The organism is Mucilaginibacter agri (assembly GCF_009928685.1).
Taxonomy (GTDB): Bacteria; Bacteroidota; Bacteroidia; order Sphingobacteriales; family Sphingobacteriaceae; genus Mucilaginibacter; species Mucilaginibacter agri.
The window spans coordinates 22,647-48,735 of the sequence record NZ_WWEO01000044.1; the positions used below are offsets into that span (position 1 = coordinate 22,647).

Genomic DNA, 26,089 nt, shown 5'->3' on the forward strand with positions numbered 1-26,089 from the left:
TTCTTATTATTTTAGTTTCTAACATCTATTACTTTGGTTTCTTTAATATCGGCAGATGAGCTACCGACCATCAGTTGAACGGGTTCGCTTTCAACCACAAATCTATTTTTATGAATATCCCAGTAAGCCAAATCAGCTGCGGCAAATTTGAGTTGCACCGTCTGCGTCTCTCCTGTTTTTATAGTTACCCTTTTGAAAGCCTTTAATTCTTTGATAGGCCGCTCTACTTTCGATTTTTGGTGCTTCACGTATAACTGCACTACTTCGTCACCATCACGTGTACCGGTATTGCTTATATCAATACTTACGCTTAAACTGTCTTTAGCGCTTAATTTGCTCGCCGATTTCAGATTGCCGTATTTAAACGAGGTATAGCTTAGGCCGTAACCAAAAGGATATAATGGTTCACTTTTAGAGTACATGTAGGTACGACCATGCCTGATGTTATAATCCATCATTGGCGGTAGTTGGTCTAAAGATTTTGGCCAGGTTTGCACCAGCCTGCCGGCGGGATTTACATCGCCATAAATAACATCGGCCAAAGCATTACCCAGTTCCTGGCTGCAATGCGTAATATGCAATATAACAGGCAAATGCTCTTGCTCCCAATTAACAGCGTATGGAAAACTGCTTACTAATACCATCACTATATGAGGGTTAACCGCATAGAGTTTTTTAACGAGATCTTCCTGTAAGGAATCAAGCGAAATACTCTCTCTGTCAACCGCCTCGCGGCCTTCTGTAGGGCCATCAACTTTTTTCCAGCCCAAATTGCCGGATGGATTATTACCCACACAAACAATTACAATATCGGCGGCCTTGGCCATGCTCACAGCTACAGTATTGTCGGTAGTACTTACAATATTGGCTTTACCTTGTATTTTATTCTTAATCCCCTCTAATGGGCTTACGCTGTATGGCGGGGTACCGCTATACCAATCTTGCAAAACATCTGCCGAGCGCGGGCCCACAACAGCAATTGTCCCTCCTTTATTTTTATCGAGCGGTAGAAAGCTATTTTCATTCTTTAAAAGCACTATTGATTTTTGGGTGATTAATCTGGCGAAATCCCGGTGCTCGCCGTTTAGCCAGGGTTCGGGGCCATCTTTAATGGCTGCGTAGGATACCATTTCCGGCGGGTCCAACTGGCCCAATTTTATCATCACTCTAAAAACACCACGCAGGTTCTGATCTATTTCTGCTTCGGTGATCAGCTTCTTATCCAAAGCCCCCTTTACACCTGCTCTATAATTATCTAAGAACTGATTAATACCTGCTTTGATACAAGCAGCAGCGGTTTCTTCGGGAGTTGTGGCGTAGTGGTGAGCAGTCATCAACATTCTGTAAGCACCGCCGTCGGTACAGATAATTCCATCCTCGCCCCATTGGTCGATAGTAACCTTTCTGAGTATCGGATTTACAGCTTGCGGTATACCGTTTACTTTATTGTAGGAAGCCATGTATGCACGTGAGCCTCCTTGGGTTATCCCCTTATAAAAAGTGTAGCCGTAGTATTCGTGTAACAAGCGATCGTCAAATACGGAATTGCTGCTATCGCGACTATTTTCATTACTATTGGCCAAAAAGTGCTTCATCAGCGCAGCAGTTTCCCAATACTTAGGGTTGTTGCCTTGTAAACCCTTAATGTAGCTGATCACCAATGTTGCGTTAAACATGGCGTCTTCTCCATAGCATTCCTCAGTACGGCCCCAACGAGGGTCGCGGCCGAGATCGGCGTTTGGTGCGCGTACAACCAGGCCACCTTTATGGTATTTCTCGGATTGAAAGATGTATCGTGTTTCCTGAGCTTCGATACCAGCAGCCTTTTCCAACAACTCCGCACTCCAGGTTTCGGCCATACCTATGCTTTGGGGAAAGATAGTTGTAGGCACCGGCGTTTTGCCTCCCCAATTACCCACAACTCCCATAGAAAGCCCATGCAGTCCTTCAACGTGCCCGGTGCCTTTGATGCCCAAACGTTGTACCGTGGGGTTGGTACTTAAGCAGTTGATTTTCTCCTCAATATTTAATAAGGAAAGTAGATTGGTTATCCTCTTTTCGGTTGGTAAAGCCGGGTTTTGAAACGGGTATTGATATTGCGCATGCGCAGCACCGCCTATCATTAACAACAGCAGGCAGCATACTCGCTTAATTACATTGTCAGTTAGTTTACCCCGTAACATTCTTTAGGTATAATTGGATCATCGCATACTATTGCAATAAAACCGGTATAACATGGCATTATCGTCAATAGTAAAACTATGTTTTATGCCTGTGGCAGCCCATCACAGAGGTTAAATTATATGCAACAAATGTTAAATGGATATTACATGACTTATTTACAGGCAATTACATCTATTTAACAATTCTTTTATTACCCAAATTATCGAAAACAGTAACACTCTGCATGCTATCATCTAACCTCATAAACCGGGCCGATTGGGATAAGAATGAGCTTCCGTACCCAAACTCCTGTTTTGATGTTTTACCATTTTTATAGGTAATTAAGGCATAGACATCAGTTGGCTTAACTGGTATTGTTTTGGCAGCGTTATTCAACTTAAACACCTTCAGAAAATCCTTATTCTGACTTGCTGCCAAAAGCACATTGCCATTTCTATCGCGCAGTTTTACCAGCGCTTTACCATTACCCGGAATATAGATACCACTCTGTAAAATGGATAACGGTTTGAAACCACCCTTACCGTCACCTTTCAGCATCAGTCCGTTAAGCGCATCGTAACGGCCAACCGAGACATCCGTTCCGTAGTCGTTACCATTAATCACCACATCCAGATTACCGTCGCCATCAAAATCGCCGGTCTCCATACCATTTAATACAGACACCTGGGCTTCTATGGGCAGCGGTATCAGTGCAAATTTGCCGTTACCATCATTGCGTAAGAAACACGATTTAAGCAAATTAGCTTTTAACCGCAGTGCACCTTTTCTTTGCTCCGGCGATAACACCTCATCCATAGTAGCAGTGGCATAGGATTTATAGTTCACAAACTTCTTTTTAAGGCTGATCATTTGCTTCAAAATGTCATCCCTTCCCGGTACAGGAAATTCCTTTTTGTCGCCATTTTGATCGGGGAGATAAATAGATGGTATGGCGGCATACGAGCCGTTTTTGTCGAAATCTTTAGCCGTGATATAAACCGGATACTGATCGCTGGCTTTAAATAAGCTATTTTCTCCCAGGTTACCTACAATGTAGTCGGCTCGACCGGTATGCCTGAAATCGCCCGCAACAAGAGAGTTCCACCAACCTAATTTATCGGCAATGCCCGATTTCGCAGTTACATTTACAAATTTACCATGCTCATTTTTCAGAAAAGTAACAGGCATCCACTCACCTGCCATAATCAGGTCAGGCCAGCCATCACCGTCGAAATCTGTAAATAATGCATCGCAAACCATACCGGCATTTTTTAAAGCAGGTGCAACCTGTGCGGTAACGTCGGTAAATTTAACGTGCCCGTTCTCGGTATCATTTCTTAAAATGAAGCTCGAAACAGGTTGAGGATAATTCCATGGTTGTACGCGGCCCGATATAAACAGATCGGGTTTACCGTCTTTATTATAATCACACGCCCTAACGCATAGTTTGCTAGTTAGGTTGCCGGGTATGGCATCGGCTGGCGCCAGTGTAAAGTTGCCTTTGCCATCATTTAAATACAACTTATCCTGATAACCAGGGTTATTCGCCTGCGCATCATAACCTCCGCTAGCCATATATAAATCGAGACTACCATTTCCATCTGCATCAAATAGTAGAATACCTGCGTCGGTAAACACACTATTGTCGGCCTTTTTATTGGGAAGCAGATCGCGCTGTTTAAACTTGCCGTTGGTTTGCTGAAAAAATATCTGCGCCTGGTTATTGGCGTCACCACCGATAATAATATCGTCCAGACCATTGCCGTCAATGTCTCCGGAGGCTAGTGCTGGGGTGTATTCAGATAGTTTGTGAGGCAACAACTTCTGGATGTTAAAATCAATGAAATTGCCGTCTTTACTGATATAATGAATCCCCACAGAATCGCTCACCTCACTAAACAGAGATTTAGTGTCGACTTTAGGCTGCACCGAACGGTAAGTATCTTTAGCATTCACAATGTCGACCACAATCTTCTGATCTGCTTTTACATGCGACATGGTTTGCTTCTTACCATCAGGCCACTTTACTACCAACGAATCAAGTTCTTTCACCTTACCTAAACCAAAATGTGCCATGATTTGCACGCTCGAAAGGTATCCCCTGTAAGGATCATTTTCGTAAACCTGTTGCTTGCCGTGATCGTAATAAATAGCCGCTAGAGCACCTAGTCCTTGTTTGTTATTCTTATCGCCTTTAAAAGCGACTTGCAGGTAGCGTACATTGTCCGCTACCTTTTTGTCATCGCGAGATGTGTTACGATAAATCAGTGCTTCATCGTTTATGTTATTAACGATCATGTCCATAGCGCCGTCGTTGTCCAGGTCGGCATAGGCCGCACCGTTAGAGAAGGTTGGCAATTCTAGCCCCCAATCTTTACTTACATCCTGAAATTGCAGGTTCCCACCGTTTTGAAAAGCATAATTATGGAGCTTAACTTCCGGAATTTGATCTAATACTTTCTTTTTTGAAGTAATTGCATAGGCTTGCGACCTATAAGTCATGAAATCGTGATCGGAAACATCTTTCGGGAAACCATTGGTTACGATCAAATCACGGTAGCTATCGTTATTAAAATCGACCACCAAAGGTGTCCAGCTCCAGTCGGTTTGCGACATGCCGCTCAAAAAACCGATCTCGCTAAATACCGGACTTCCTATTTCACTCTGCTGCCCTAAGCGCGGCCCTTGGTTAATTTGCAGGGTGTTACGAACATATTGATATTGATAACCATAAAAATCGAAATTTTGAAACGTTTGATAGCTGTTTGCCCCAAGCATCATCTTTTTACGATAATTATCTTCGGGGTTCATATCCAATTCTACCACATCGGGCAGGCCATCATTATTAATATCCACAATATCCTGCCCCATCGCATTGTAAGAAGTGTGCTTAAAGTATTCTTTTGAGCGATTGGTAAAAGTACCATCGTGATTGTTGATATATAGAATATTGTTTGAGGCAAAATCATTGGAAACATATATATCTTTCCAACCATCACCATTAATGTCAACTGTTGTTGCAGCATGGCCATAGCCATCGAGTGTGATACCCGCTTGTTGGGATACGTCATGAAATACGGGATGATGCAGATTTTCGTCCCAATCATTACGGTATAATCTGCCCTGGCTGCGTGCAGCCGTCCGGCTTTCGGCCGGGCCGAAAAGATTTGGGTTATAACTTGCTGATGCACTATTTACGGTGAGATACATATCCAGGTCGCCATCGTTATCATAATCAAAAAAACTGGCCATGGTTGACTGCTCGTTAATATCCAACCCGTAGGCCTTTGCCATATCTTTAAAATGAGGCACTCCATCCTTATCAATTCCTTGATTTATGTATAAGATATTGATGCGCTTGGTAGAATCGGTGTACAAAGTATTACAAACGTATATATCCATCAGCCCGTCGTTGTTAATGTCGACAACGGCTACGCCACGTCCCCAGCGCCCCATACCTGAAACTCCGGCCACATCTGTAATGTCATCAAACTTAAAATCACCTTTATTGAGGTACAGTTTGTTTGAAACCATATTACCCGAGAAATAGATGTCCTGCAGGCCGTCGTTATTAAAGTCGCCTATGCCTACCCCTCCTCCGTTGTAAATATTTACTGCGTCTAAGGGATTAATGGTATCTGTTTCGATTATCCGGTTGGTAAAATGTACACCGGAATGCGAAGAAGAAACCTGCTCAAACAGCGTATGTTTTTTACATGAAGTTAGTACAGAACCAAGCAGTAAAAGGGCGACTAAATAACACTTATTCATAAACAAAAATTGGCGGTAACAGTGGCAAGTTACCATTAGGAAATATCTAATAAACTACAGATTTTCTTTAAATAAAAAAGAGGCTTTCTTCTAATGAAGAAAGCCCTTTCCCAATTAAATTAATCAACTCTCAAATACTAAAAATTATGCGTATTAGTTGCCGTAAGCCGGGTTTTGAGACAAGTTAGGATTTAACCCACGCTCTACCTGCGGAATTGGATAAACATCGCGACCGGCAGGTAATGATGTATTATACAATCCATGCACCGCACCGTCATTGCTCGGATCGAGCTTATTAGGGTTGGCAATAGGGTTAGTGCTGTTATCTGCAGTACCATAAGCCTTTTTAATAAAATCGGCAGCGATACCAGCGCGGCGAAGATCGTAGAAAGTAGAATACTCGCCCGAAAGCTCATGCCTGTATTCGCTATAAACCATTTGCAAAGGATCAGTGATCGGTGCAGCTGGCGAACCATCATAGTTAGCACCATCTTGCATAACAGCAGGCGCTGCGCCACCAAATGCGCGATCTCTAACTGTTTTGATAGAAGCCAAACCACCGGCTACATCACCTAAACGAATCTGGCACTCTGCTTTTGACAATAAAACCTCAGCATAACGCATTAGAATCTGGTTCTGAGCTCCGAAAATGGTTTGCGAACCAGAGTTTGCATCCAACGTAGGGTCGCGCCACATTTTAGCACAATAGAAACCTGTACGGCCTTTATCAGACCCTAACCAAGGTTTTGAAATTGTTCCGTTGGTGTTGATGATCTTGCCATCGTCGCCAATATAACGTGCATCTTTAGCATCGAAACCAGCTTTTACCAATGGGTAGCTAGCTATACCGCCCCTGCCTATTATACCTGGACTAACGTTAGCATCACCAGGACCAATGATTGTTGCCAGTTTGCGTTTATCACCTGCCTGGTACGAATAATAAAGACCAGGGTTGCCATAATCGTAACCAAAATTGGAGATCTCTTCAGGCCAGCTAAAGTCAGATATCCATGCTACTTCGTTACCAGCGCCCCAGCTTTGAGTACCGGCAACTTCAAACTGTACTTCAAAAATAGATTCGTCGCTATTTTGGTGATTGTATTCATTTACATCAACAAAGTTTGGCAATAAGGTATAGCGGCCATTTAATTGATTAAAGTTATCCAATGCGCTCTTGTAATCTTTCAACCACATTTGTGCAGCGCCGGCATAGGCATAAGCGGCGCCCTTTGTTGCGCGACCAACATCAGTACTCGCCAGATCTTCTTTCCAGGTTAATAAACCTGCGGCCTTGGTCATGTCGGCAACCACTTGCTTAAACACATCATCCTGACTTGCGCGGGCAGTTAAACCAGCATTTGCACCAGTTTGTAATTCTAGTGGTACACCGCCGAAACTGGCTGCCAGGTAATAATAAGTCATACCGCGTAGAAAATAGATCTCACCTGTTAGGCGATCTCCCAAAGCTGATGATAGTATACCTTTGGCTTTCATATCTGCTATAATTGGAATAGCTGAGTTTGCGCGGGCTATGCCAACGTAAGCACGAGACCAGAACACTTCGATAGGTGCAAAATCTGCAGGAATCGAGTAGTTATTATAAAACCTGTCGGCACCCCAGTTAAAAAAGTCGTGGGTTTGGAAGTTGGCATAATACCATATCGATTTCTTTAGTAAGTCGGCGTTCTGATAGGTATCGTAAATTGCGTTAACAAGTGCTATACCATCAGAAGCTTTCTGGAAATAGCTATCTGCCGTAAACTGGGAAGTACTCTTTTGATCTAAAAATCCTTTCTTACAACCCAGTGGAATCATCATTGCCGCTAACATGGCAGTGGTAATTATATTTATCTTTTTAATTTTCATTGTCGTCTCTATTAATCTCGTTAAAATGTCACGTTAACACCCAGGGTATAAAATTTGGTGGTTGGATAGTTGCCCAAATCTATACCAGAAGCTGTTGCGCTGGTTTGGGTTGCACCGGTTTGCGGATTTGTACCAGATGGCGTACCAATTTCCGGATCGAGCCCTTTATAACCGGTAATAGTGAATAAGTTTTGTGCTGAGAAATAGAATCTCACTTTAGATATAGATACCTTTTTAGTAAGTGCAGAAGGCAGCGTATAACCAACTATAAAGTTTTTCAAACGCAGATAACTGCCGTTCTCTACATATACGCTCGATGCTACGTTATTACCACTCACATCATCATTGTAAGTAACGCGGGCATAACGGTTTGATGGATTGGTAGGTGTCCAGTGGTTTTGGTAATAATCTAACCCTACGTTTTCAACACCAACAAAACCTGGTGCCTGGAAACTTTCCAGCATACGTTGCTGATAGTTAAATATTTTATTACCATAGCTACCGTAGAAATAAAGGTTAAAATCAAACATTTTGTAGGTTGCATCTAAACTTAAACCACCATAAAATTTAGGAAGCGGGCTACCAAGGCTAGTCCTGTCAGAAGCTGTTACCTGTCCGTCGCCATTTGTATCGGCAAAATATCTGTCGCCCGGTTGGGTTGTAGAATTTTGGTAGTAAGGGTTACTTGGGTTAGCGGCCGCTGCTTTGGCATTTAATGCCGCGATTTGCGCCTGGGACTGGAAGATACCTAATGACTTATACCCAAAGAACTCTCCTACTGGCTGACCAATATTGGTTTGGCTGAAGGTTGACCAACCCGATGCATTTAAGCCGGTAAGGTTAACAAGGTTATTAATAAAAGAGGTATTTCTGTTGATGCTTAAAAGTTTGTTATTAACAGTTGTTACGTTTAAAGCCGCACCGTAGTTAAAGTCTTTGCTGGTTTGGTGACGATAGTTTAAACTAAACTCGAAACCCTTGTTTTCTATACTACCAACATTTTGGGTTTGGAATGCAAAACCGGTTTGCGCTGGTGTTGGCAGTGTTAATAAGAAGTCTTTCGATTTTTTGTTGTAGTAATCAACAGTAAAAGTCAGATCACCATGTAAGAACGAAACGTCCATACCGATATCTGTTTGTTGATCAGTTTCCCATTTCAGGTTAGGATTCTCTAATTGCGTAAGTGCAACACCCGGTTGGTATACTTTACCAAAAGGATAACCTACGTTAGTAGCCGAACTAGCCGGACCGCCAGAAGTATAAAGCGCAGCATATTGGAACAAGCCAATATTACCCTGGTTACCAACCTCGCCATAGCTACCTCTGAACTTTAAGTCGGATAGCCAATTAACGTCCTTCAGGAAGGATTCTTCTTTGGCGCGCCATGCAACCGCACCTGATGGGAATACACCATATTGGTGACCTTCGTCAAATTTAGACGAACCATCCCGACGTACAGTACCTGTAATGAGGTATTTGTCGCCAAATTTGTAGCTTAAACGTGCAAATTGCGATGCCAGCGAATAAGTTTGCTGATAACCAAAAGCGGTTAAGTTTTGTACCTGGCTCAAATCTCTGATACCGTTACTTGGCAGGTTATTACCGCTACCTCCTACTGTTCTGTAAGTATTCTCTTGCTGAGAAACACCACCTACGAAACTGATAGCATGTTTGCCAAAAGTTTTATCGTAAGAGATGGTATTTTCCCAAAGCCATTCGAAGGTGTTGTTAGCAGATTGCGAATAAACACTTAATTGGTTAGCACCACCCAAACCGTACTGATCGCTCGAGCGGTCATCTTGTGGTTGAAAGAAATAACCAGAATAATCGCTAACGTTAACACCCGCATTAGTCTTGATTTTTAAACCATCGATAATTGTAGCCTCTAACGAAGTACTTCCCAGGAAATAGTTCGTTAGGTTTTTGTAATCATTTTGTTCGATGGTATAAAGCGGGTTATTCCAGCTTTTGGTGTAAATATTTACCGGGTTGTAGAAACCATAATTACCATTTCCATCTTTCGCAAGATTAGTGAATTTGTTACCGGTAATGGTTGGAATTAATTCGGTTAATTGTTGTAAAGAACCAGTACCAAATGGATTGTTCTGGTCTTGTCTAGAATATTTAGCGCTCGATGAAGACTTCAACCATTTGGTGGCATTATAATCCAAATTCAAACCAAGGTTTAATCTTTTGAAATAAGAATCGAGCACGATACCTTTTTGATCGTAATAACCTATAGAAACTGCTGATTGTACTTTCTCGTTACCACCGCGGATAGCCAGATTATAGTTCTGTTTTAAACCAGTACGGTAAACCTCGTCCTGCCAGTCAACATTAGTTAATGCAGAAGGGTTGCTCCACTCTGGCAACTCAGTAAAGGTACCTTCCGTGGCGTGATCTTCGTTAGCCAAAGTAGCCCATTGCTCGGCGTTTAGCACTTTGTATTTTTTAGGTTTAGCCTGCAATGATCCGTAAGCGTCGAATGCAATTTGCACACCATCCTTTTTACCTTTTTTGGTAGTGATGATAACCACGCCGTTTGCAGCCCTAACACCGTAGATTGCTGTTGCCGATGCATCTTTCAACACGTCCATAGAAGCAATGTCGCTTGGGTTGATATTGTTTAGACCGCCTGTTATAGGATAACCATCAACAACATACAGCGGGTCGTTACTAAAAAGACTACCCACACCACGGATAACCACGTTTACGCTGTTACCAGGTGCACCATCATTATTAGTAACCTGCACACCTGCAGCACGGCCTTGTAAAGCCTGATCAACCGAGGTAACCGGAGTTTGCTCTAATTGCGCTGACGATACCGAGCTTACAGAACCTGTTAAATCTTTACGTTTTGTAGTACCGTAACCAACTACAACAACCTCAGAAAGCGACTTGACATCTGGTGCTAATTTTACATTAGCAACTCCGCCGGTCACATCTATTGTTTGAGCAGTGTAGCCCAAAAAGCTAAAAGAAAGTTTATCACCTTGCGCTGCCTTAACAGAGTAATTTCCGTTGGCATCGGTAACAGCGGCATCTGCCTTACCCACAACTTTAACAGTTACGCCTGGTAATGGCAAGCCTTTTTCGGTATCGGTAACTTTACCGGTAACCCTTCCGTTTTGTGCAAAACCAGGTGTTGTTATTGTGAGCAGCAATAACAGAGCCCCTAATAAAAGCACAACATTTTTAATTTGTAGTTGTCTTATCATAATTATTATAAAAGTTTAAAAATTGGCTTTTAGAAACCTGGCCAGTCAGCCTTAACTGTAAGAACCACGTTTATAATTGAAGCATAAATTTATGCGAGAGCCGCATCATCCTGTAACAGTATTGTTAACGTTTATGCAACAAATGTTAAGTGGGTAAAAAGTGGCGAATACAGACAAATGAGTGGCCTTATGCCACTTTTTTAAGCCGCTAATTAACAAACAGCGTATCATTCATACAACAATATGTTAATTTAATATCAATGCAAAAGCCCCTTTCGGGGCTTTGCTTTACTTATAAATATCACAAATTGATTACTGCGTTATTAAACTTGCTCCGAAAATTCTTTTTCTTTTTTCTTTAGCTGGTTTACATATTCGGACGGTAGCATACCATACTCCTCGCGGAACACTTTTGCAAAATAAGTTGGGTTTCCAAAACCCACCTCGTAAGCTACGTTGGCTATATTAAGCTTGCTTTTTTCTAACAATTGCACAGCCATTTCGAGCCTGATGTTACGGATAAAATCAACCGGGGTTTTACCGGTAAGTATTAATAGCTTTTTATATAATGACACTCTGCTCAGCAGCATCAACCTACTCAATTCCTCTACCGAAAAGTTAGGGTTGGTTATATTGGTTTCAACCATTTTGATCGCTGTTTTGATAAACTTATCATCCTCAGATGCTATCTCTATTTCCTCTACCTTAACATCTTGTTGTTTCTGATAAGTTTTCTTAAGCGTTTCTTGCAGCAATAGTAGATTTTTAACTTTCGATAACAGGATTTCGAAATTAAAAGGTTTCAGGATATAGTCGTTGGCACCGCTATCCAGTCCCAGCAATTGATCTTCAGGCTCGCTGGATGCTGTTAACAATATTACCGGGATATGGGTGGTACGGCCATCTGCCTTAATTTTTCTGCAAAGTTCAATACCATTCATCTCGGGCATGCTGATATCGCTCACAATCAGGTTAGGATGCATAGACAATGCTTTTTGCCAACCTTCTTTACCGTTACAGGCTTCGATGATAACAAACTGATGCTTGAGGTTATCTTTCAGATAAAACCGCATATCGTCGTTATCTTCTACAAGTAATATCACAGGTTTCTTATTCGAACGCAGGATATCTTCTTTTCCTTTTTTTGCCTCTGCTTCTATTCTAACACTTGCCGTAGGTACGGTTAATGTACTTTCTGAAATAACAGGTAAAAGAATGGTGAAACAGCTACCCTGGTTAGGCTCGCTTTCAACATTAATTTCACCGCCATGCATTTTAACAAACTCACGGGTAATAGATAGCCCAATACCACTACCCTGATTCAAAAGGCCCTGCGGCATATCATCCTGGAAAAAGCGTTCGAATATCTTGTTTTGCTTATCAGGTGTGATACCAATACCGGTATCAACAACTTTAATTTCCAGCATTTGAGCATTGCTATTTTTACCTAAACCCAGCAGTACCCAAACATGGCCACCCGAAGGCGTAAATTTAAATGCATTTGAAAGCAAGTTAAACAAAATACGTTCCAGCTTATCCTGATCAAATTCCGTAACCAACGATTCTATTTCCGAATCAAATACATAACGCAGATTTTTCTGAACAGCTATATCTGAAAACGACACCGTAACTTCCTTAATAAAAGCTACAATATCACTGCGGGTTAGGCTCAACTTAAGCTCCTTAAATTCCATCTTTCTGAAATCGAGCAACTGGTTCACCAGGTTCAACAAACGGCGACCATTTCTTTTAATCATTTGCAATTGCTGTTGCTGTTCGGGTTTTTCATTTGCTCGGATCAATTGCTCAATTGGCGATAAGATCAGCGACAATGGTGTGCGAAACTCGTGGCTCACATTAGTAAAGAACTTGATCTTCATCAAATCCAACTCGTGCATTCTCTTGGCTTCTAATACTTCTGTAGCAGCTTTCCTTTCTATCTCACGCTGTTGCTGTTGAGCAGCAAATTCCTTTTTCAATTTCAGGATGCCTCGGTGCCTTATATAAAACAGCGAGGCTACAAATGCCAGAAAATACAGTACAAAAGCCCAGGTAGATTTCCAGAATGGCGGCAATACGGTTATTTTAAGCTCTATAACCCTTGCATTTTGAGGGTTGTTGCTATTGTAAGCTTTTACTTTGAAGATGTAATCTCCAGCATCTAGATTAGTATAGGTTGCCTTTCTGATACTTGCCGGCATGTTAAGCCAGTTTTTATCAAACCCTTCCAATTTATATTGGTATTGCACCTTGGTTGGGTTGAAAAAATCAAACGCCGCAAACTCCAGGCTAAATACGTTTTGGCTATGGTTAAAAACAATTTCTTTTGTATCCGATATTGCTTTGGTTAAAACTACGCTCCCCTTAATGGTATCGCCAACAGCAACACTTTTATTAAATAACTGTAAATCTGTAAAAACAAGCGGCGGCTTATGCATTGGTACATTAATTTGTGCCGGATCGAAAATATTGAACCCATGCCCGCCGCCAAATATCATTTTACCGTCGTGGGTCTTATAAGTTGCACCTATGTTAAACTCGCGCCCTTGCAAGCCATCAGTCTCATTAAAATTTTTAACGTCGAATTTATAATCATCGCCGTTACGGATTAACGTAATACACGACACGCCATTGTTGCTGCTAAACCACATCCTCCCCTGCTTATCTTCTAAAATATGGATAACTGTATTGGCCGGCAGGTTTTGCTCTTCGCCCAGGTTAGTAAACTTTTGCGTTTTAGGATTTAAAATACTCAGTCCACCTTTGGTACCGATCCATATCAGTTGCCGGCTATCTTTAACAATGCTGTTAATATCCCTATCTATCAAACTATTGGCATTATGCGCATCGTGGGCGTAATGTTTTATCTTGTTAGTTCGGGTATTGATAACGTCAATACCCTGATCTTCACCCACCCATACATTCCCTTCATCATCCGGGTAAAGTTCGCTGATATATCGTGCGTTTAACTTATATGGGGTCGAGAATAAATGCGTTTTACGGTTATATACGTTTACCCCCCCTGCAAAAGTCCCTAACCAGATATTAAAGTCCTTATCCTCTATAATTGAGTAAATACGGTCATCGTTAATGCTACCTGCAACTTTGTCGTTCTGCCGGAAATGCTTAAAGGTCTTCCCATCAAAATAATCGAGTCCGCCAAAATAAGTTCCTACCCAAAGCTTACCTTCATGGTCTATACACAAACTAATCACCACATCGCTTGCTAAACTATTTGGATTGGCAGGATCATGTTTATAATTAGTATACTCATGCGTTACAGGATTATAGTAAATTAAACCACCTCCATTAGTACCTATCCATAAATTCCCTGATTTATCTTCTTTAAAGAAGTCTACATCATCGTAAGGGAAACTTGTTTTGTCAGATTGGTAATGCCTTACCAGCGGGAACTGAAAAATTCCTTTATGATAGTAGCTAATGCCCTGTTTATAAGTACCTGCCCATATAATGCCATCGCGATCTTTGTATAACACAACATTATTCCCCATTATTGATTTGGGATCATCCTCGCGAGGTAACAGGTATGTTATTTTAGACGTTTTAGTATCTATGATATTAATACCTCCATGGTCCGTACCAATCCACATTTTGTTATCGTCGCCTACTATGATGGAGTTGATAATATCGGAATTAAGGAGATTACCAGGAGATTCCTTTGAATAATGCGTAAAATTTTCAGCCTGCGTATCATAATAATACACACCAATAGCCCGCGACTCAGCCCATACCCAAAGATTTTTTCCCGCATCTAATTTTAACGAAAAATTGATGGGCATCGGCCCCTTGGTTGCATCATGTGGTAATGTCGTTTTACTAACAACCTTATTTGTGTTTAGATCTATCTGCTCCAAGGCCCCATCGCTGTAAATTAGCCATATAAGCCCTTTACCACAGTCTGCAATATCCATAACCCAGTTATTATGCAATACCACATCAGAACGCTCAGAATTACTATAAACAGCAGTAGCGTTAGTTGAGGGGTGATAACAGTAAAGCCCTTGGTTATTTGTGGAAAACCAATAATTGCCCTTGGTATCCTTTTTAATAAAGCCGAGATCGTTAGTTGGTATTTTAAGACGGGCTAATTCGGGACTGATGTTGTTGGTGAACTTTTCTGTCTCGGGATCATATATACTATAATTTTTATGAGTAAATACCCACATTTTCTTTCCCGGCCCCTCATAAATGTGTGAAACAAAATTATCTGCTATTGATGCCGGATCTGATTGCTTGTTCTTAAAAACCTTGAACTTATAACCATCGTAACGGTTAAGCCCCGAAATAGTACCAAACCACATAAAGCCGTAAGAGTCTTTAAATATACAGTTGGTTTGATTATTAGAAAGGCCGTTATTAATATCTAAATGAGAAAATTGGTACATACCGCCCTGCGCGTATGCAATGGATTGCAGATTAGCTAACACTACCAGTAAGAGTAAATTTCTAATGCGCATGATATTTTATAATTGGTTTGCAGAATTGAGCTTACTGCTTAAGCTAAATTATGAATAAATGTTAGATACACAATTCAAAATCTCTAAATTAAATAGCTTATTGGTTAAATATGGCACACATCACAATTATTTGCACGTATCCACGTGTAGCATCTAAAGCTTGTTTATATCATTATATTTGTGATATAATAAAATACAATGGTTAAGTTGTTTATTGGTGGTTTCCCACTTGATATTGGAGAGATTGAACTCGCAAAAATGTTTGGCACTCATGGCGACATCAGTACAGTGAAAATTGTTCGTGATAAAAAAACGAGGATCTGTAAAGGTTATGCTTTTATAGAAATGCCCAACAGAGCTCATGCAGAAAATGCTGCGGAAGCTTTGAATGGCACTTACATGCAAGGCAAAATGCTAACGGTTAACATAAATGAAGATGCACCGGCAAGTCCGCCGCCGACCCCAGCACGCAAGTTTAATAAACCTGCTAGCCCAGGCCCGAATGATGAGAGAAAGAAAAGACCAAGAAGAATTGCGTAAATGCTACTTCTCCCTTTTAAATTCAGCCAATTATAAGCTAAAAGCCCCCCGTTAGTTTACAGTTATCCGCAGCCCCCTGCAATTCCATAAAAAAATTGACGCTTTGAGCGGGCATTTTGATGCGCCCGGTAAAGTGAGTTTTTGCTTTGCTCTTTAGTTTGAGAATTACTTCTCTAGTAAAAAAGACATTGCATGCGTTGGTATTTAGATAGATTGCTACCTTTAAATACCAACTATTACTTACATCACTATGCGAAGAAGACATTTTATAAAACTCTCGTCGACCACGGCCGCGACTTTATTATTTAGCAGACTTACCTACGCTTCCTCACCACAAACATCACTTATAAACTCACCGAGTGAAGTTTGGGCGCAATCGGGGAGCGACTGGTTTCAGTTAAAACATACTAACGGCTCGGTTTATACGTACAAAGACATCGAGGTTTATATCAAAACCAACGGCAACGCCAAAGGAGTTTATATCAAATCGCCTGGTAATCAACTGAACGCGATACGTTTAAAATGGTCTCATCATACACCTTCCGATGCCATATTTCTCGGCGACCAATGGGAACGCTCGTACGGCGACCTGCAATGGAAAACTACCACAACCGGTATTAAAAACCCATGGTATGTGTTGATACACGATGCTAAACAAACATCTTGTTTCGGCGTAAAGACTGGCTGCAATACAGTTTGCTGGTGGGCCCTAAGCAACGATAGCCTCGAACTTACCTTAGATACGCACTCCGGGGGGAATGGCGTGTTACTGGGCGACCGCACACTACATGCGGCAGACATCATCACCACTACTAGTACAGCCGGAGAAAATCCATTCCATACCGACCACCGTTTTTGCGGTATGATGTGCGAAAAACCAAGGTTACCGAAACACCCAGTTTATGGTATCAATGATTGGTATTTCGCCTACGGCAATAACAACTTCGACCTTATAAAGCAAACCACCGCAATGATGAGCGAATTGGTTACCGATACCAACAATAAGCCCTTCTCGGTAGTAGACGCGGGTTGGGCAACGTACTCACCCCTATTACCCGGCGACGGCGGCTGGAACGACGACTTCTCGAAACCCAACGATAAGTTTAAAGACATGCATCTGCTTGGCGACGAGATTAAAAAGCTGGGCATGCGCCCGGGCTTGTGGATGAGGCCGTTATGCGCCCGCCACGATGATAAAGCAAGCCTGTTAGCGCCAAAGATACCAGGTAGGGATGATCCTAAAAATCCGGTGCTGGATCCAACCATACCCGAAAATATCGAACGCATTAAACACAACTTCGATGTTTACAAACAGTGGGGATACGAGATGGTGAAGCACGATTTCAGCACCTATGATATTACCGGGCGCTGGGGATTTGATATGAAAGATAGCATTACCGCACCCGGCTGGAATTTTAACGACCGCAGCAAAACCACCGCCGAAATCATCCTCGATCTTTACCGGGCCATACGCCAGGCAGCGGGTGATGGCATTTATATAATTGGTTGTAATACTATGAGCCATTTAAGCGCGGGCATATTTGAGCTATGCCGCATTGGAGACGATACCAGCGGAAACGAGTGGGCACGTACGCGCAAAATGGGTATAAATACCTTAGCGTTCCGCTTACCCCAACACAATAAATTTTATGCTGTTGATGGCGATTGCGTTGGTCTCACCACTAAAATAGAATGGAGCAGGAATAAACAATGGCTTCAATTGCTAGCCGAAAGTGGGGCACCTCTATTTATTTCGGGACAACCTGAGGCTATGGGTGAAGCGCAAAAAGCAGCCGTAAAACAGGCCTTCGCCCAGGCAGCCAGGGTGCAACCATTGGGCGAACCATTAGATTGGCTGAGCAACAATGAACCACAAAAATGGAAACTGAATAACCGTATCGTGAATTTTGATTGGGCGTAAAAACCGCTATTTATCTGGCGGATTTGCGCGGCCGGGTGGAGCGTGGAGCGGATCGTCCACATCGTCCGCAGGAATCCGACTTAAAAGTTTTTTTTTATCTCAAAACAACAGCAAATGATCTGATTATTAGCAAATTACAATACATACTTAAAAGTCATGAAAGGTAAAAAATCGTCCACTTTTATGACTTTTAAGTTCTTTTCACTGTCAGAATAACGCCAGCGGAATATCCAAATAATATGTTATGGCTTATTTCAAAGGTGGCTTCCAGCGGCCAGGAAGCTTGTATTATTTAACCTTAATGGATGACTCTCTTGGTATTAAAATAGTGTCGAGCGTTTCGGTGCTGAACTCCGTCACCGGCCTTTTGCTTTCTATTACCTTAATCAGCATTTCGGTAGCAATCTGTCCTATCTGGAAGGCAGGCTGGCGCACTACCGTTAGCGGCGGGTCAAAAAGTTCGGCAACGTCAGAGTTGGTAAAGCCGGCAACGGCAATATCTTTGGGTACTTTTAGCTTTAATTTTTTCAAGGTAGCCAGGCAACTTGTAGTCAACCTATCGCTGGCAACAAAAATGGCATCGGGCCGGTCTTCGCCCAAATTAACCAGTTCTTTTATCGCCTCTTCTACTTCGTCATGTACCATACCACCATGGTTACAGTGCTTAACCAACTGAGCATTATAAGCTATATTATTTTTCTCTAAGGCATCTTTGTAGCCTTCCAGCCGATCCTGACTAATTAACAAATTAGCCGAATTGGTTAGATGCGCTATTTTAGTAAAACCTGTATTAATCAGTAACTCCGTAGCCTCAAATGCCCCTTTGTAGTTATTGGCAATTACTTTATGGGTATCGATATCCGGAGCCGCGCGGTCGAAAAACACAATCGGGAATCCCTTTTCATGTAAATATTTATACTGACTTAGATCTGTAATTTCTGATGAGAGGGATACCAGCAAACCATCCACATGACGCGATAGCAAATGTTGTACGTTAGCGGCCTCGCGGGCGGCAGATTCATGGGTTTGCGTAATGATTACGTGATAGCCCCGGTTATATGCAATCGATTCGATACCATTGATAGCCTGAGAGAAATAAGTATTAGCAACCTCGGCCACTACCACCCCAAGCGAATGGCTTTTTTGATCCTTTAAGCTAAGCGCAATGGGATTAGGCCGGGAGTTAATTTTCTCGGCATATTCTAAAACCAGTTTTTTGGTTTCGGTGCCTATCTCATAACTGCCGTTTAGCGCCCGCGACACGGTTGAGGTAGACAAACCAAGCGCTTTTGCAATATCCTTAATGGTGTATGACTGAAACATAATCAACGCTAAAGTAACTTTTAATTATTTAATATCTAATGATGGTGCAACATCATTCCCACACATTTCGACCGTAAAGTTTAACCTAATCAGGCAAATACACTGGCCATTAAAACTGTGCAATCGTTTCCGGGAACGATTGCACAGTTTTTGTCTGGAATATCCTTTTTTTATTTAACCGTAGTAGTTAATCTTGCTATGTATAAACCAAAAAACAGGCATAAAAAACGCTCACCAATTAGTTCTTTTTGCCTAAAACCAATTATAAAAACAACATCATAAAAGCTGTTCAGCGCAGAAGCATTTTCTGATCGATAGCCATAATGGTGATAAACCTTATTAAAAAAACAACGCCAATTAGACCCAATTTATGACTAAAACTTTACTCCAGATTTGCTTTATGCTGTTTCTCTCTGTGGCGGCATTGGCTCAAACCCGTCAGATAACCGGGCAGGTTTCTGATAAAGACACTAACGACCCGATTATTGGGGCAAGTGTAATTATCAAGGGTACCTCGCAAGGTGGGCAAACAGATGCCAGCGGTAGGTTTAAATTAAACATACCGGCAACAGGCAATACCTTATTAATTATCCGTTACCTCGGATACAAAAACGAAGAAATTACGGTTGCTGCAAACCAGGCTTCGGTAAATGTGAAACTTAGCGGCAATGCACAAGAGCTTAATGAAGTTGTTGCTGTTGGTTTTGCTACCGTTAAACGCCGCGACCTTACCGGTTCGGTATCATCTGTTACCGCTAAACAATTAAAAGATATACCGGTGGCATCAGCCGGACAGGCACTTGCGGGTAGGCTTGCAGGAGTGCAAATCACCCAATCGGAAGGCTCGCCCGATGCGGATATCCGCATCCGCGTACGTGGTGGTGGTTCTATTACGCAAGACAACTCCCCGCTTTATATTATTGATGGTGTACAGGTTGAAAACGGTTTAAACAGCATTTCGCCTCAAGACATTGAATCTATCGACGTTTTGAAAGATGCAGCGTCAACAGCTATTTATGGCGCACGTGGTGCCAATGGCGTAGTGATTGTTACAACCAAAGGTGGCCGCGAACAACGCACTACTGTAAATTACAACGGCTATGTGGGTGTGAGCAACCTGGCAAATGAATTAAAAGTGCTTACCCCCTACGATTTCGTGGTTTATCAATACGAGCGTAACCGCTTTAGCCCAAGTACAGACAGTACTCAATTTATAAAAGACTACGGTCGCAGCTTCGATTCCCTTTCGAGGTATAAAAATGTACCTTTTGTTGATTGGCAGAAAAAGGCATTAGGCCAAAGCGCATTACAACAACAACACAATGTAAGTATCACTGGCGGCTCAAAATCTACTCAGTTTAATCTGAGCTTTACTAACGACCAGCACGAGGGAACCGTCTTAAACTCTAACTACGTTCGTAACCTCGTCAACTTCAGGTTAGATCATACCGCTACAGAGCATTTTAAATTCGGGTTCAATGCACGCTATAGCAACCAGTCTGTTGACGGTGCAGGTACCTCAAACGCTGGTAGCTCATCGTATAACAACTTACGTAACAGCGTTAAATACAGGCCGTTCAGCGTTCCTGGTGTATCCGACGAATCAATTGACCCTAGTTACCTCGACGAGACAAACCAGGCCGGTAACAATTTAGGGGTGCTTAACCCTATTGCAAATGCTAATGCGCAATACCGCAAAAACTACCAAAACGTTACCGATTTAAACGGTTATATCAACTATACCTTCAATAAGTACTTTGCCTTTAAATCAACATTAGGGGTAGACTTCAACAATCAGGAACAGAATGCTTTTGACGATGTGATCACTTTTAATGCGCGTATTAATGGTAACGGGCAGCCAATTGCAGGCACTACCACCATCAATACCAATACGCTCGATTGGTCTAACGTATTAACATTCAGCAACGCCGCCAATAACTCTAAACACAATTTCAATGCGATACTGGGTAACGAGTTCTATAACCTGCATACCGAAAGTTTAGCCAATCAGTTTAAGTTATTCCCCATAGGTATTGATGCTGTTAGTGCTTTAAACCAGTTTAACCTGGGTACTATAGTGCCTACCTATCCAATGCAAACCTATGCAACAAGCCACTTACTTTCTTTCTTTGGCAGGGCTAATTATGATTATAATAAAAAGTACTATGCATCATTTACCATGCGTGCAGACGGTTCATCGAAATTTGCACCTGGTCGCCAGTGGGGATACTTCCCTTCGGGATCATTGGCATGGCGCGTATCTGACGAAGAATTCTTAAAAGATTTTAAAGCCATATCCGACATTAAACTGCGATTGAGCTATGGTACATCTGGTAACAACCGTATTGCCGATTATCTGTACCAACCATCATTTAGCGCCAATGCCTTATACGGTTTAAATGAAAGCACAACCAGTATCGGCTTCAGCCCCTCATACCTTTTCAATCCATTATTGAAATGGGAAACTACCGAATCTAAAAACCTTGGGCTTGATTTTGGTATCCTGCGCAATCGTATCCAGATTTCGTTAGATGCCTATTCAAACACCACTAAAAACTTACTGATCAACGTACCCGTGCCCACAAGTTCTGGCTATGCAACCCAACTGCAAAATGTGGGTAAAACACAAAACAAGGGTATAGAAACGCAGATCAACGCTACGGTTATTCAAAGCAAAAGCTTCAGCTGGACAGCTAACTTCAACATCGCCTATAACAGCAATAAAGTGCTTGCGCTGGCCCCTGGCCAAACTTCATACCTGCAAAACTCGGGTTGGGGAGTATCCGGCCAGCCTGCCGACTTCATTGTAAAAGTGGGTTCGCCGGTGGGTAGTGTATATGGTTATGTAAGCGATGGTTTCTATAAAACATCAGACTTTGACTATAATGCATCAACACAAACCTACACACTTAAAGCAGGTGTTACCGATCCATCTAAAGTTATCGGTACTGCACAACCGGGTTTAGTAAAATACAAAGACATGAATGGCGATGGTGTTATTACGGAGGCCGATAAAACCATACTGGGTACAACCAACCCGCAAATAACAGGTGGTTTAAATCAATCGTTCACCTACAAGCACTTTGATATGAGCGTGTTCCTCAATTTCCAGGCAAAAGCTAAGGTGCTTAATGCCAACGCAATTGAGTTCACCAACGGATATACTTCTAATACCAATTTACTTGCGCAGGAGGCCGACAGATGGAAAACGATTGATGCGAATGGCAACCAGATTCAAAAGGTGTCAAACGGAGTTGTTACCGGCGTAGCACCAGACCAATTGAACGCCATAAATGCAAATGCCAAATATCCGATCCCGGTTACGGGTAGTGCAGCCTTTTACCCTACCTCATCAGCAGTGGAAGATGCTTCTTTCATCAGGATCAACAACATCACTTTAGGCTATACTTTCACCGGTAACTGGTTAAAGAAAATAAAGGTGAGCAAATTAAGGGTATACGCTACGGGCAATAACCTTGCAGTAATTACCGGCTACTCTGGCTACGATCCGGATGTAAATACCCGTCGCGGCACACCGGTTACCCCTGGTGTTGATTACGCAGCTTACCCGCGCAGCCGCAGCTATTTGTTTGGTGTTAATCTTAGTCTATAATATTTGATTCAGAAAGGTCATGAAAAAATTTGTATATAATTTACCTGCGGCAGTACTAATGATGTCGCTTACTATGCTCGCCTCATGCAAAAAGTATCTTGAGGAAACTCCCGTTGCAACATTATCAACAGCCACTGCATTTAGCAATGTTAACACAGCCACGGCTGCCGTTTTAGGCGTGTATGCCAGATTAGCGGGCGACGCGGGTTATGGTATCCGCGTTAGTATGTACTACACCGTCGACGCTGACGATTTTGTTGGCCCACCGAACAACAGCGCTCCCGACAACGACCGCAGGGATATTGCCCGTTATGTAGCCACCCCAAACAATGCGCAGTTGGAAGCGCCATTTGAAAACCTTTACAATGGTATTGAGCGGGCAAACATCTGCATCAAATACATTCCGCAGATGGCTGCCTACACCAGTGGTAGCGCCTCTGATCAAACTGCTTTAAAAAGATTATATGGCGAAGCCTTAACACTGCGCGCCCAATTCTATTTTGAATTGATCAGAAACTGGGGCGATGTACCAGCGCCATTTGTGCCATCAGCAGATCAAACAGATTTAAAGCTGAAAAGAACAAACCGCGATGAGATCTACGATCATATTATTGCCGACCTTTTACAGGCAGAAAGCCTGGTGCCCTGGCGTACAGAAATCTCAGCCCGCGACGAACGCCTTACCAAAGGCGCGGTTAAGGGTCTCCGCGCACGTATTGCGCTTTATGCCGGCGGTTATTCATTAAGAAACACATCGAGCCAGGTTGAGCGCCGCAGCGATTACATGAAATTATACCAGATTTGCCGCGATGAATGTAACGACCTGATTGCACGCCGCGATCAGCATAACCTGAACAGCAACTATCAAACCCTGTTTAAAAACTATGTAGACGCCCACACACTCGATCCTACTTACGAAATTATGTTCGAAGTAGCTATGGCAGGCGGCTCGGGTGTGGCCGATAGTAAATTAGGATATTATGATGGTCCGCGTAGCGTTAATGGCAGTACCAGCTATGGCAACTCGAGCTTAACAGCTACACCTACTTACTTCTATACTTTCGATCAAAATGATACCCGCCGCGATGTAACCATCTGTCCGTATTTTACCAATATCGACGGTACTAAAACATTGCAGAAACTGGTAGGCTTACCATTAGGTAAATTCAGAAGAGATTGGATTGCAAACCCAATTATCGCTCCTACATCTGCCGCTCAGTACTTTGGTATCAACTGGCCTATCCTGCGTTTTTCGGACATCTTATTAATGTTTGCAGAAACGGAGAACGAGATAAACGGTGGCGCTACCGCTGCGGCTGTAAGTGCGCTTAAAGAAGTGCGGACACGCGGTTTTGGTGGCAACGCATCATTAATCGGCACCATACCGATGGATAAAGACGGTTTTTTTAATGCAATCAACAACGAAAGGTTATTTGAATTTGGTGGCGAAGGTATCCGCAAATTTGACCTGATCCGCTGGAATATCTTTTTACCGACACTTACTACGACACGTAATAACATGACTTTGATGCTGAACAAAACAGCGCCTTTTGCCAACTTACCGCAATCTATGTATTACCAAAACGCATCGCAAACTTTGGTTTATGGTAACTCGTTGTATACCCCAACCCCATCTGCAACGCCAACCGGTTATACCAAAGTGGCTTGGATAAGCTCGCTTACCGTGGCTTACATTACTAGTGATGCACAGGCTTATAAAGTTAACCACAGCGAATTATTACCAATACCACAACAGTCTATCGATGCCAATCCAATGCTAACCCAGAACCCTGGATATTAATTTAACTTGATTTATCAGGCTGCCCTTAACCGGGCGGCCTTTTCGTATTTTTATTTAGCCTATGAAACAAACCCCATTGATTTTATTATTGCTGCTGGCGATAAGCTCCGCTTTTGCGTCGACCGGTAACGATGTGCTCGCTTTTCCGGGCGCCGAGGGTTATGGTAAATTTACAACCGGCGGTCGCGGTGGAAAGGTTTACACTGTTACCAATTTAAACGACAGCGGCGAGGGCAGCCTGCGCGAAGCCATACAACAAAAAGGGGCACGGACAATTGTATTCGCGGTGTCGGGCACTATTGCGCTCGAATCAAAACTGACCATTAAAAACAACGATGTTACCATTGCCGGGCAAACCGCCCCGGGCGATGGCATCTGTCTGAAAAATTACACCACCACCATTGATGCCGACAACGTGATTGTGCGCTACATGCGTTTCCGAATGGGCGATGAGCACAAGTATGAAGACGACTCTTTCAACGGTCGCGGGCATAAGAACATCATCATCGATCATTGCTCTATGAGCTGGTCTATTGACGAAACCGCTTCATTTTATTACAATAAAAACTTTACCATGCAGTGGTGCATTATTGCCGAAAGCCTGGAGCACTCCTTCCATTCCAAAGGTCCACACGGTTACGGCGGCATCTGGGGCGGCGAAGGCGCTACGTTTCATCATAACCTGCTTGCCAGCCACACCAGTCGCAACCCACGTTTCAGTGGCTCGAGCACGGTGCCCAACCCGCCCGACGAATATGTTGATTTTGTAAACAACGTAATTTTCAATTGGGGTGGCAACAGCACCTACGGCGGCGAAAAGGGCAAATACAACATGGTGAACAATTACTACAAGGCAGGTCCGGCTAGTATCAAAACCAATAGCCGAATTTTAAATCCCTGGGCACCATTCGGGCAGTATTATTTAAAGGGCAATGTGCTTGCAGGTGATAAAAGTATCTCTGCTAATAATTGGCTTGGGGTGCAAGGACAGAAGGACGAAAACCCTAACCTCGGCAAAATTGACACCCCTTTAAAAACAATGCCGATAAAAACACAAACCGCCGACGAAGCCTATCAACTGGTTTTGGAAAAGGTGGGATGTAACATTCACCGTGATGCGGTGGATATACGCACGCTAAAAGATGTAGCTACCGGCACCGCAACAGAAGGCAACGAGCACAACGGCATTATCGATTCGCAAAAAGATGTTGGCGGCTGGCCCGAATTAAAATCGCTTCCCTCCCCTGTTGATACCGACCGTGATGGTATACCCGATGATTGGGAAAAACAACACGGCCTTAACCCGAATGATGGCACAGACGGCGCTACGGTAAAATTAGACAAGCAGTACACCAACCTCGAAGTTTACTTAAACAGTTTAATAAAAGAATAAGC

At 42.7% G+C, this 26,089-nt stretch carries 11 protein-coding genes; 5 read left to right on the forward strand and 6 right to left on the reverse strand.

The genetic code is table 11. The features are described 5' to 3' along the window. Positions 1-11 precede the first annotated feature (11 nt). From GSY63_RS16595 to GSY63_RS16615, 5 genes are all read right to left on the reverse strand, one after another. On the reverse strand, positions 12-2,183 hold the full coding sequence (locus GSY63_RS16595; protein WP_208094572.1) for a glycoside hydrolase family 3 C-terminal domain-containing protein: 2,172 nt from the start codon (positions 2,181-2,183) through the stop codon (positions 12-14). A gap of 172 nt (positions 2,184-2,355) precedes the next feature. Continuing rightward, positions 2,356-5,934 carry a VCBS repeat-containing protein gene (locus GSY63_RS16600; protein ID WP_166586959.1) on the reverse strand — a complete coding sequence of 1,193 codons (3,579 nt, stop codon included), beginning with the start codon at positions 5,932-5,934 and terminating at the stop codon, positions 2,356-2,358. 153 nt (positions 5,935-6,087) lie between these two features. Then, positions 6,088-7,800, reverse strand: coding sequence for a RagB/SusD family nutrient uptake outer membrane protein (locus GSY63_RS16605; RefSeq protein WP_166586960.1), 1,713 nt, complete (start codon positions 7,798-7,800; stop codon positions 6,088-6,090). A 20-nt stretch (positions 7,801-7,820) separates the two neighbouring features. Further along, positions 7,821-11,018, reverse strand: a complete 3,198-nt coding sequence (locus GSY63_RS16610; RefSeq protein ID WP_166586961.1) for a SusC/RagA family TonB-linked outer membrane protein — start codon at positions 11,016-11,018, stop codon at positions 7,821-7,823. A 323-nt stretch (positions 11,019-11,341) separates the two neighbouring features. Further along, a complete protein-coding gene (locus tag GSY63_RS16615; RefSeq protein WP_166586962.1) occupies positions 11,342-15,496 on the reverse strand; it encodes a hybrid sensor histidine kinase/response regulator transcription factor in 4,155 nt (1,384 codons plus the stop codon). Between the two features lie 198 nt (positions 15,497-15,694). Here GSY63_RS16615 and GSY63_RS16620 point away from each other — a divergent pair, with 198 nt between their 5' ends. Continuing rightward, on the forward strand, positions 15,695-16,036 hold the full coding sequence (locus GSY63_RS16620; RefSeq protein ID WP_166586963.1) for an RNA recognition motif domain-containing protein: 342 nt from the start codon (positions 15,695-15,697) through the stop codon (positions 16,034-16,036). Positions 16,037-16,286: 250 nt separating this feature from the next. After that, the gene (locus tag GSY63_RS16625) at positions 16,287-17,957 is read left to right on the forward strand and encodes an alpha-amylase family protein (protein ID WP_166586964.1); all 1,671 of its coding nucleotides are present in this window, start codon (positions 16,287-16,289) and stop codon (positions 17,955-17,957) included. A 288-nt stretch (positions 17,958-18,245) separates the two neighbouring features. Here the strand turns inward: GSY63_RS16625 and GSY63_RS16630 are convergent, their stop codons facing one another. Then, complete coding sequence (locus GSY63_RS16630; protein WP_166586965.1) at positions 18,246-19,280, reverse strand: LacI family DNA-binding transcriptional regulator; 1,035 nt, start codon at positions 19,278-19,280, stop codon at positions 18,246-18,248. Positions 19,281-19,650: 370 nt separating this feature from the next. Here GSY63_RS16630 and GSY63_RS16635 point away from each other — a divergent pair, with 370 nt between their 5' ends. The 3 genes from GSY63_RS16635 to GSY63_RS16645 all read left to right on the forward strand — a co-directional run bounded on the left by GSY63_RS16635 (position 19,651) and on the right by GSY63_RS16645 (position 26,087). Continuing rightward, the gene (locus tag GSY63_RS16635) at positions 19,651-22,893 is read left to right on the forward strand and encodes a SusC/RagA family TonB-linked outer membrane protein (RefSeq protein WP_166586966.1); all 3,243 of its coding nucleotides are present in this window, start codon (positions 19,651-19,653) and stop codon (positions 22,891-22,893) included. A 19-nt stretch (positions 22,894-22,912) separates the two neighbouring features. Continuing rightward, a complete protein-coding gene (locus GSY63_RS16640; protein ID WP_166586967.1) occupies positions 22,913-24,694 on the forward strand; it encodes a RagB/SusD family nutrient uptake outer membrane protein in 1,782 nt (593 codons plus the stop codon). 61 nt (positions 24,695-24,755) lie between these two features. Beyond that, positions 24,756-26,087, forward strand: coding sequence for a pectate lyase (locus GSY63_RS16645; RefSeq protein WP_166586968.1), 1,332 nt, complete (start codon positions 24,756-24,758; stop codon positions 26,085-26,087). Positions 26,088-26,089: the final 2 nt, after the last annotated feature.

Bases quoted from the DNA above. Each gene is read 5' to 3' on its own strand.
- GSY63_RS16595 (WP_208094572.1), bottom strand. From the start codon at position 2,183: ATGTTACGGGGTAAACTAACTGACAATGTAATTAAGCGAGTATGCTGC.
- GSY63_RS16600 (WP_166586959.1), bottom strand. From the start codon at position 5,934: ATGAATAAGTGTTATTTAGTCGCCCTTTTACTGCTTGGTTCTGTACTA.
- GSY63_RS16605 (WP_166586960.1), bottom strand. From the start codon at position 7,800: ATGAAAATTAAAAAGATAAATATAATTACCACTGCCATGTTAGCGGCA.
- GSY63_RS16610 (WP_166586961.1), bottom strand. From the start codon at position 11,018: ATGATAAGACAACTACAAATTAAAAATGTTGTGCTTTTATTAGGGGCT.
- GSY63_RS16615 (WP_166586962.1), bottom strand. From the start codon at position 15,496: ATGCGCATTAGAAATTTACTCTTACTGGTAGTGTTAGCTAATCTGCAA.
- GSY63_RS16620 (WP_166586963.1), top strand. From the start codon at position 15,695: ATGGTTAAGTTGTTTATTGGTGGTTTCCCACTTGATATTGGAGAGATT.
- GSY63_RS16625 (WP_166586964.1), top strand. From the start codon at position 16,287: ATGCGAAGAAGACATTTTATAAAACTCTCGTCGACCACGGCCGCGACT.
- GSY63_RS16630 (WP_166586965.1), bottom strand. From the start codon at position 19,280: ATGTTTCAGTCATACACCATTAAGGATATTGCAAAAGCGCTTGGTTTG.
- GSY63_RS16635 (WP_166586966.1), top strand. From the start codon at position 19,651: ATGACTAAAACTTTACTCCAGATTTGCTTTATGCTGTTTCTCTCTGTG.
- GSY63_RS16640 (WP_166586967.1), top strand. From the start codon at position 22,913: ATGAAAAAATTTGTATATAATTTACCTGCGGCAGTACTAATGATGTCG.
- GSY63_RS16645 (WP_166586968.1), top strand. From the start codon at position 24,756: ATGAAACAAACCCCATTGATTTTATTATTGCTGCTGGCGATAAGCTCC.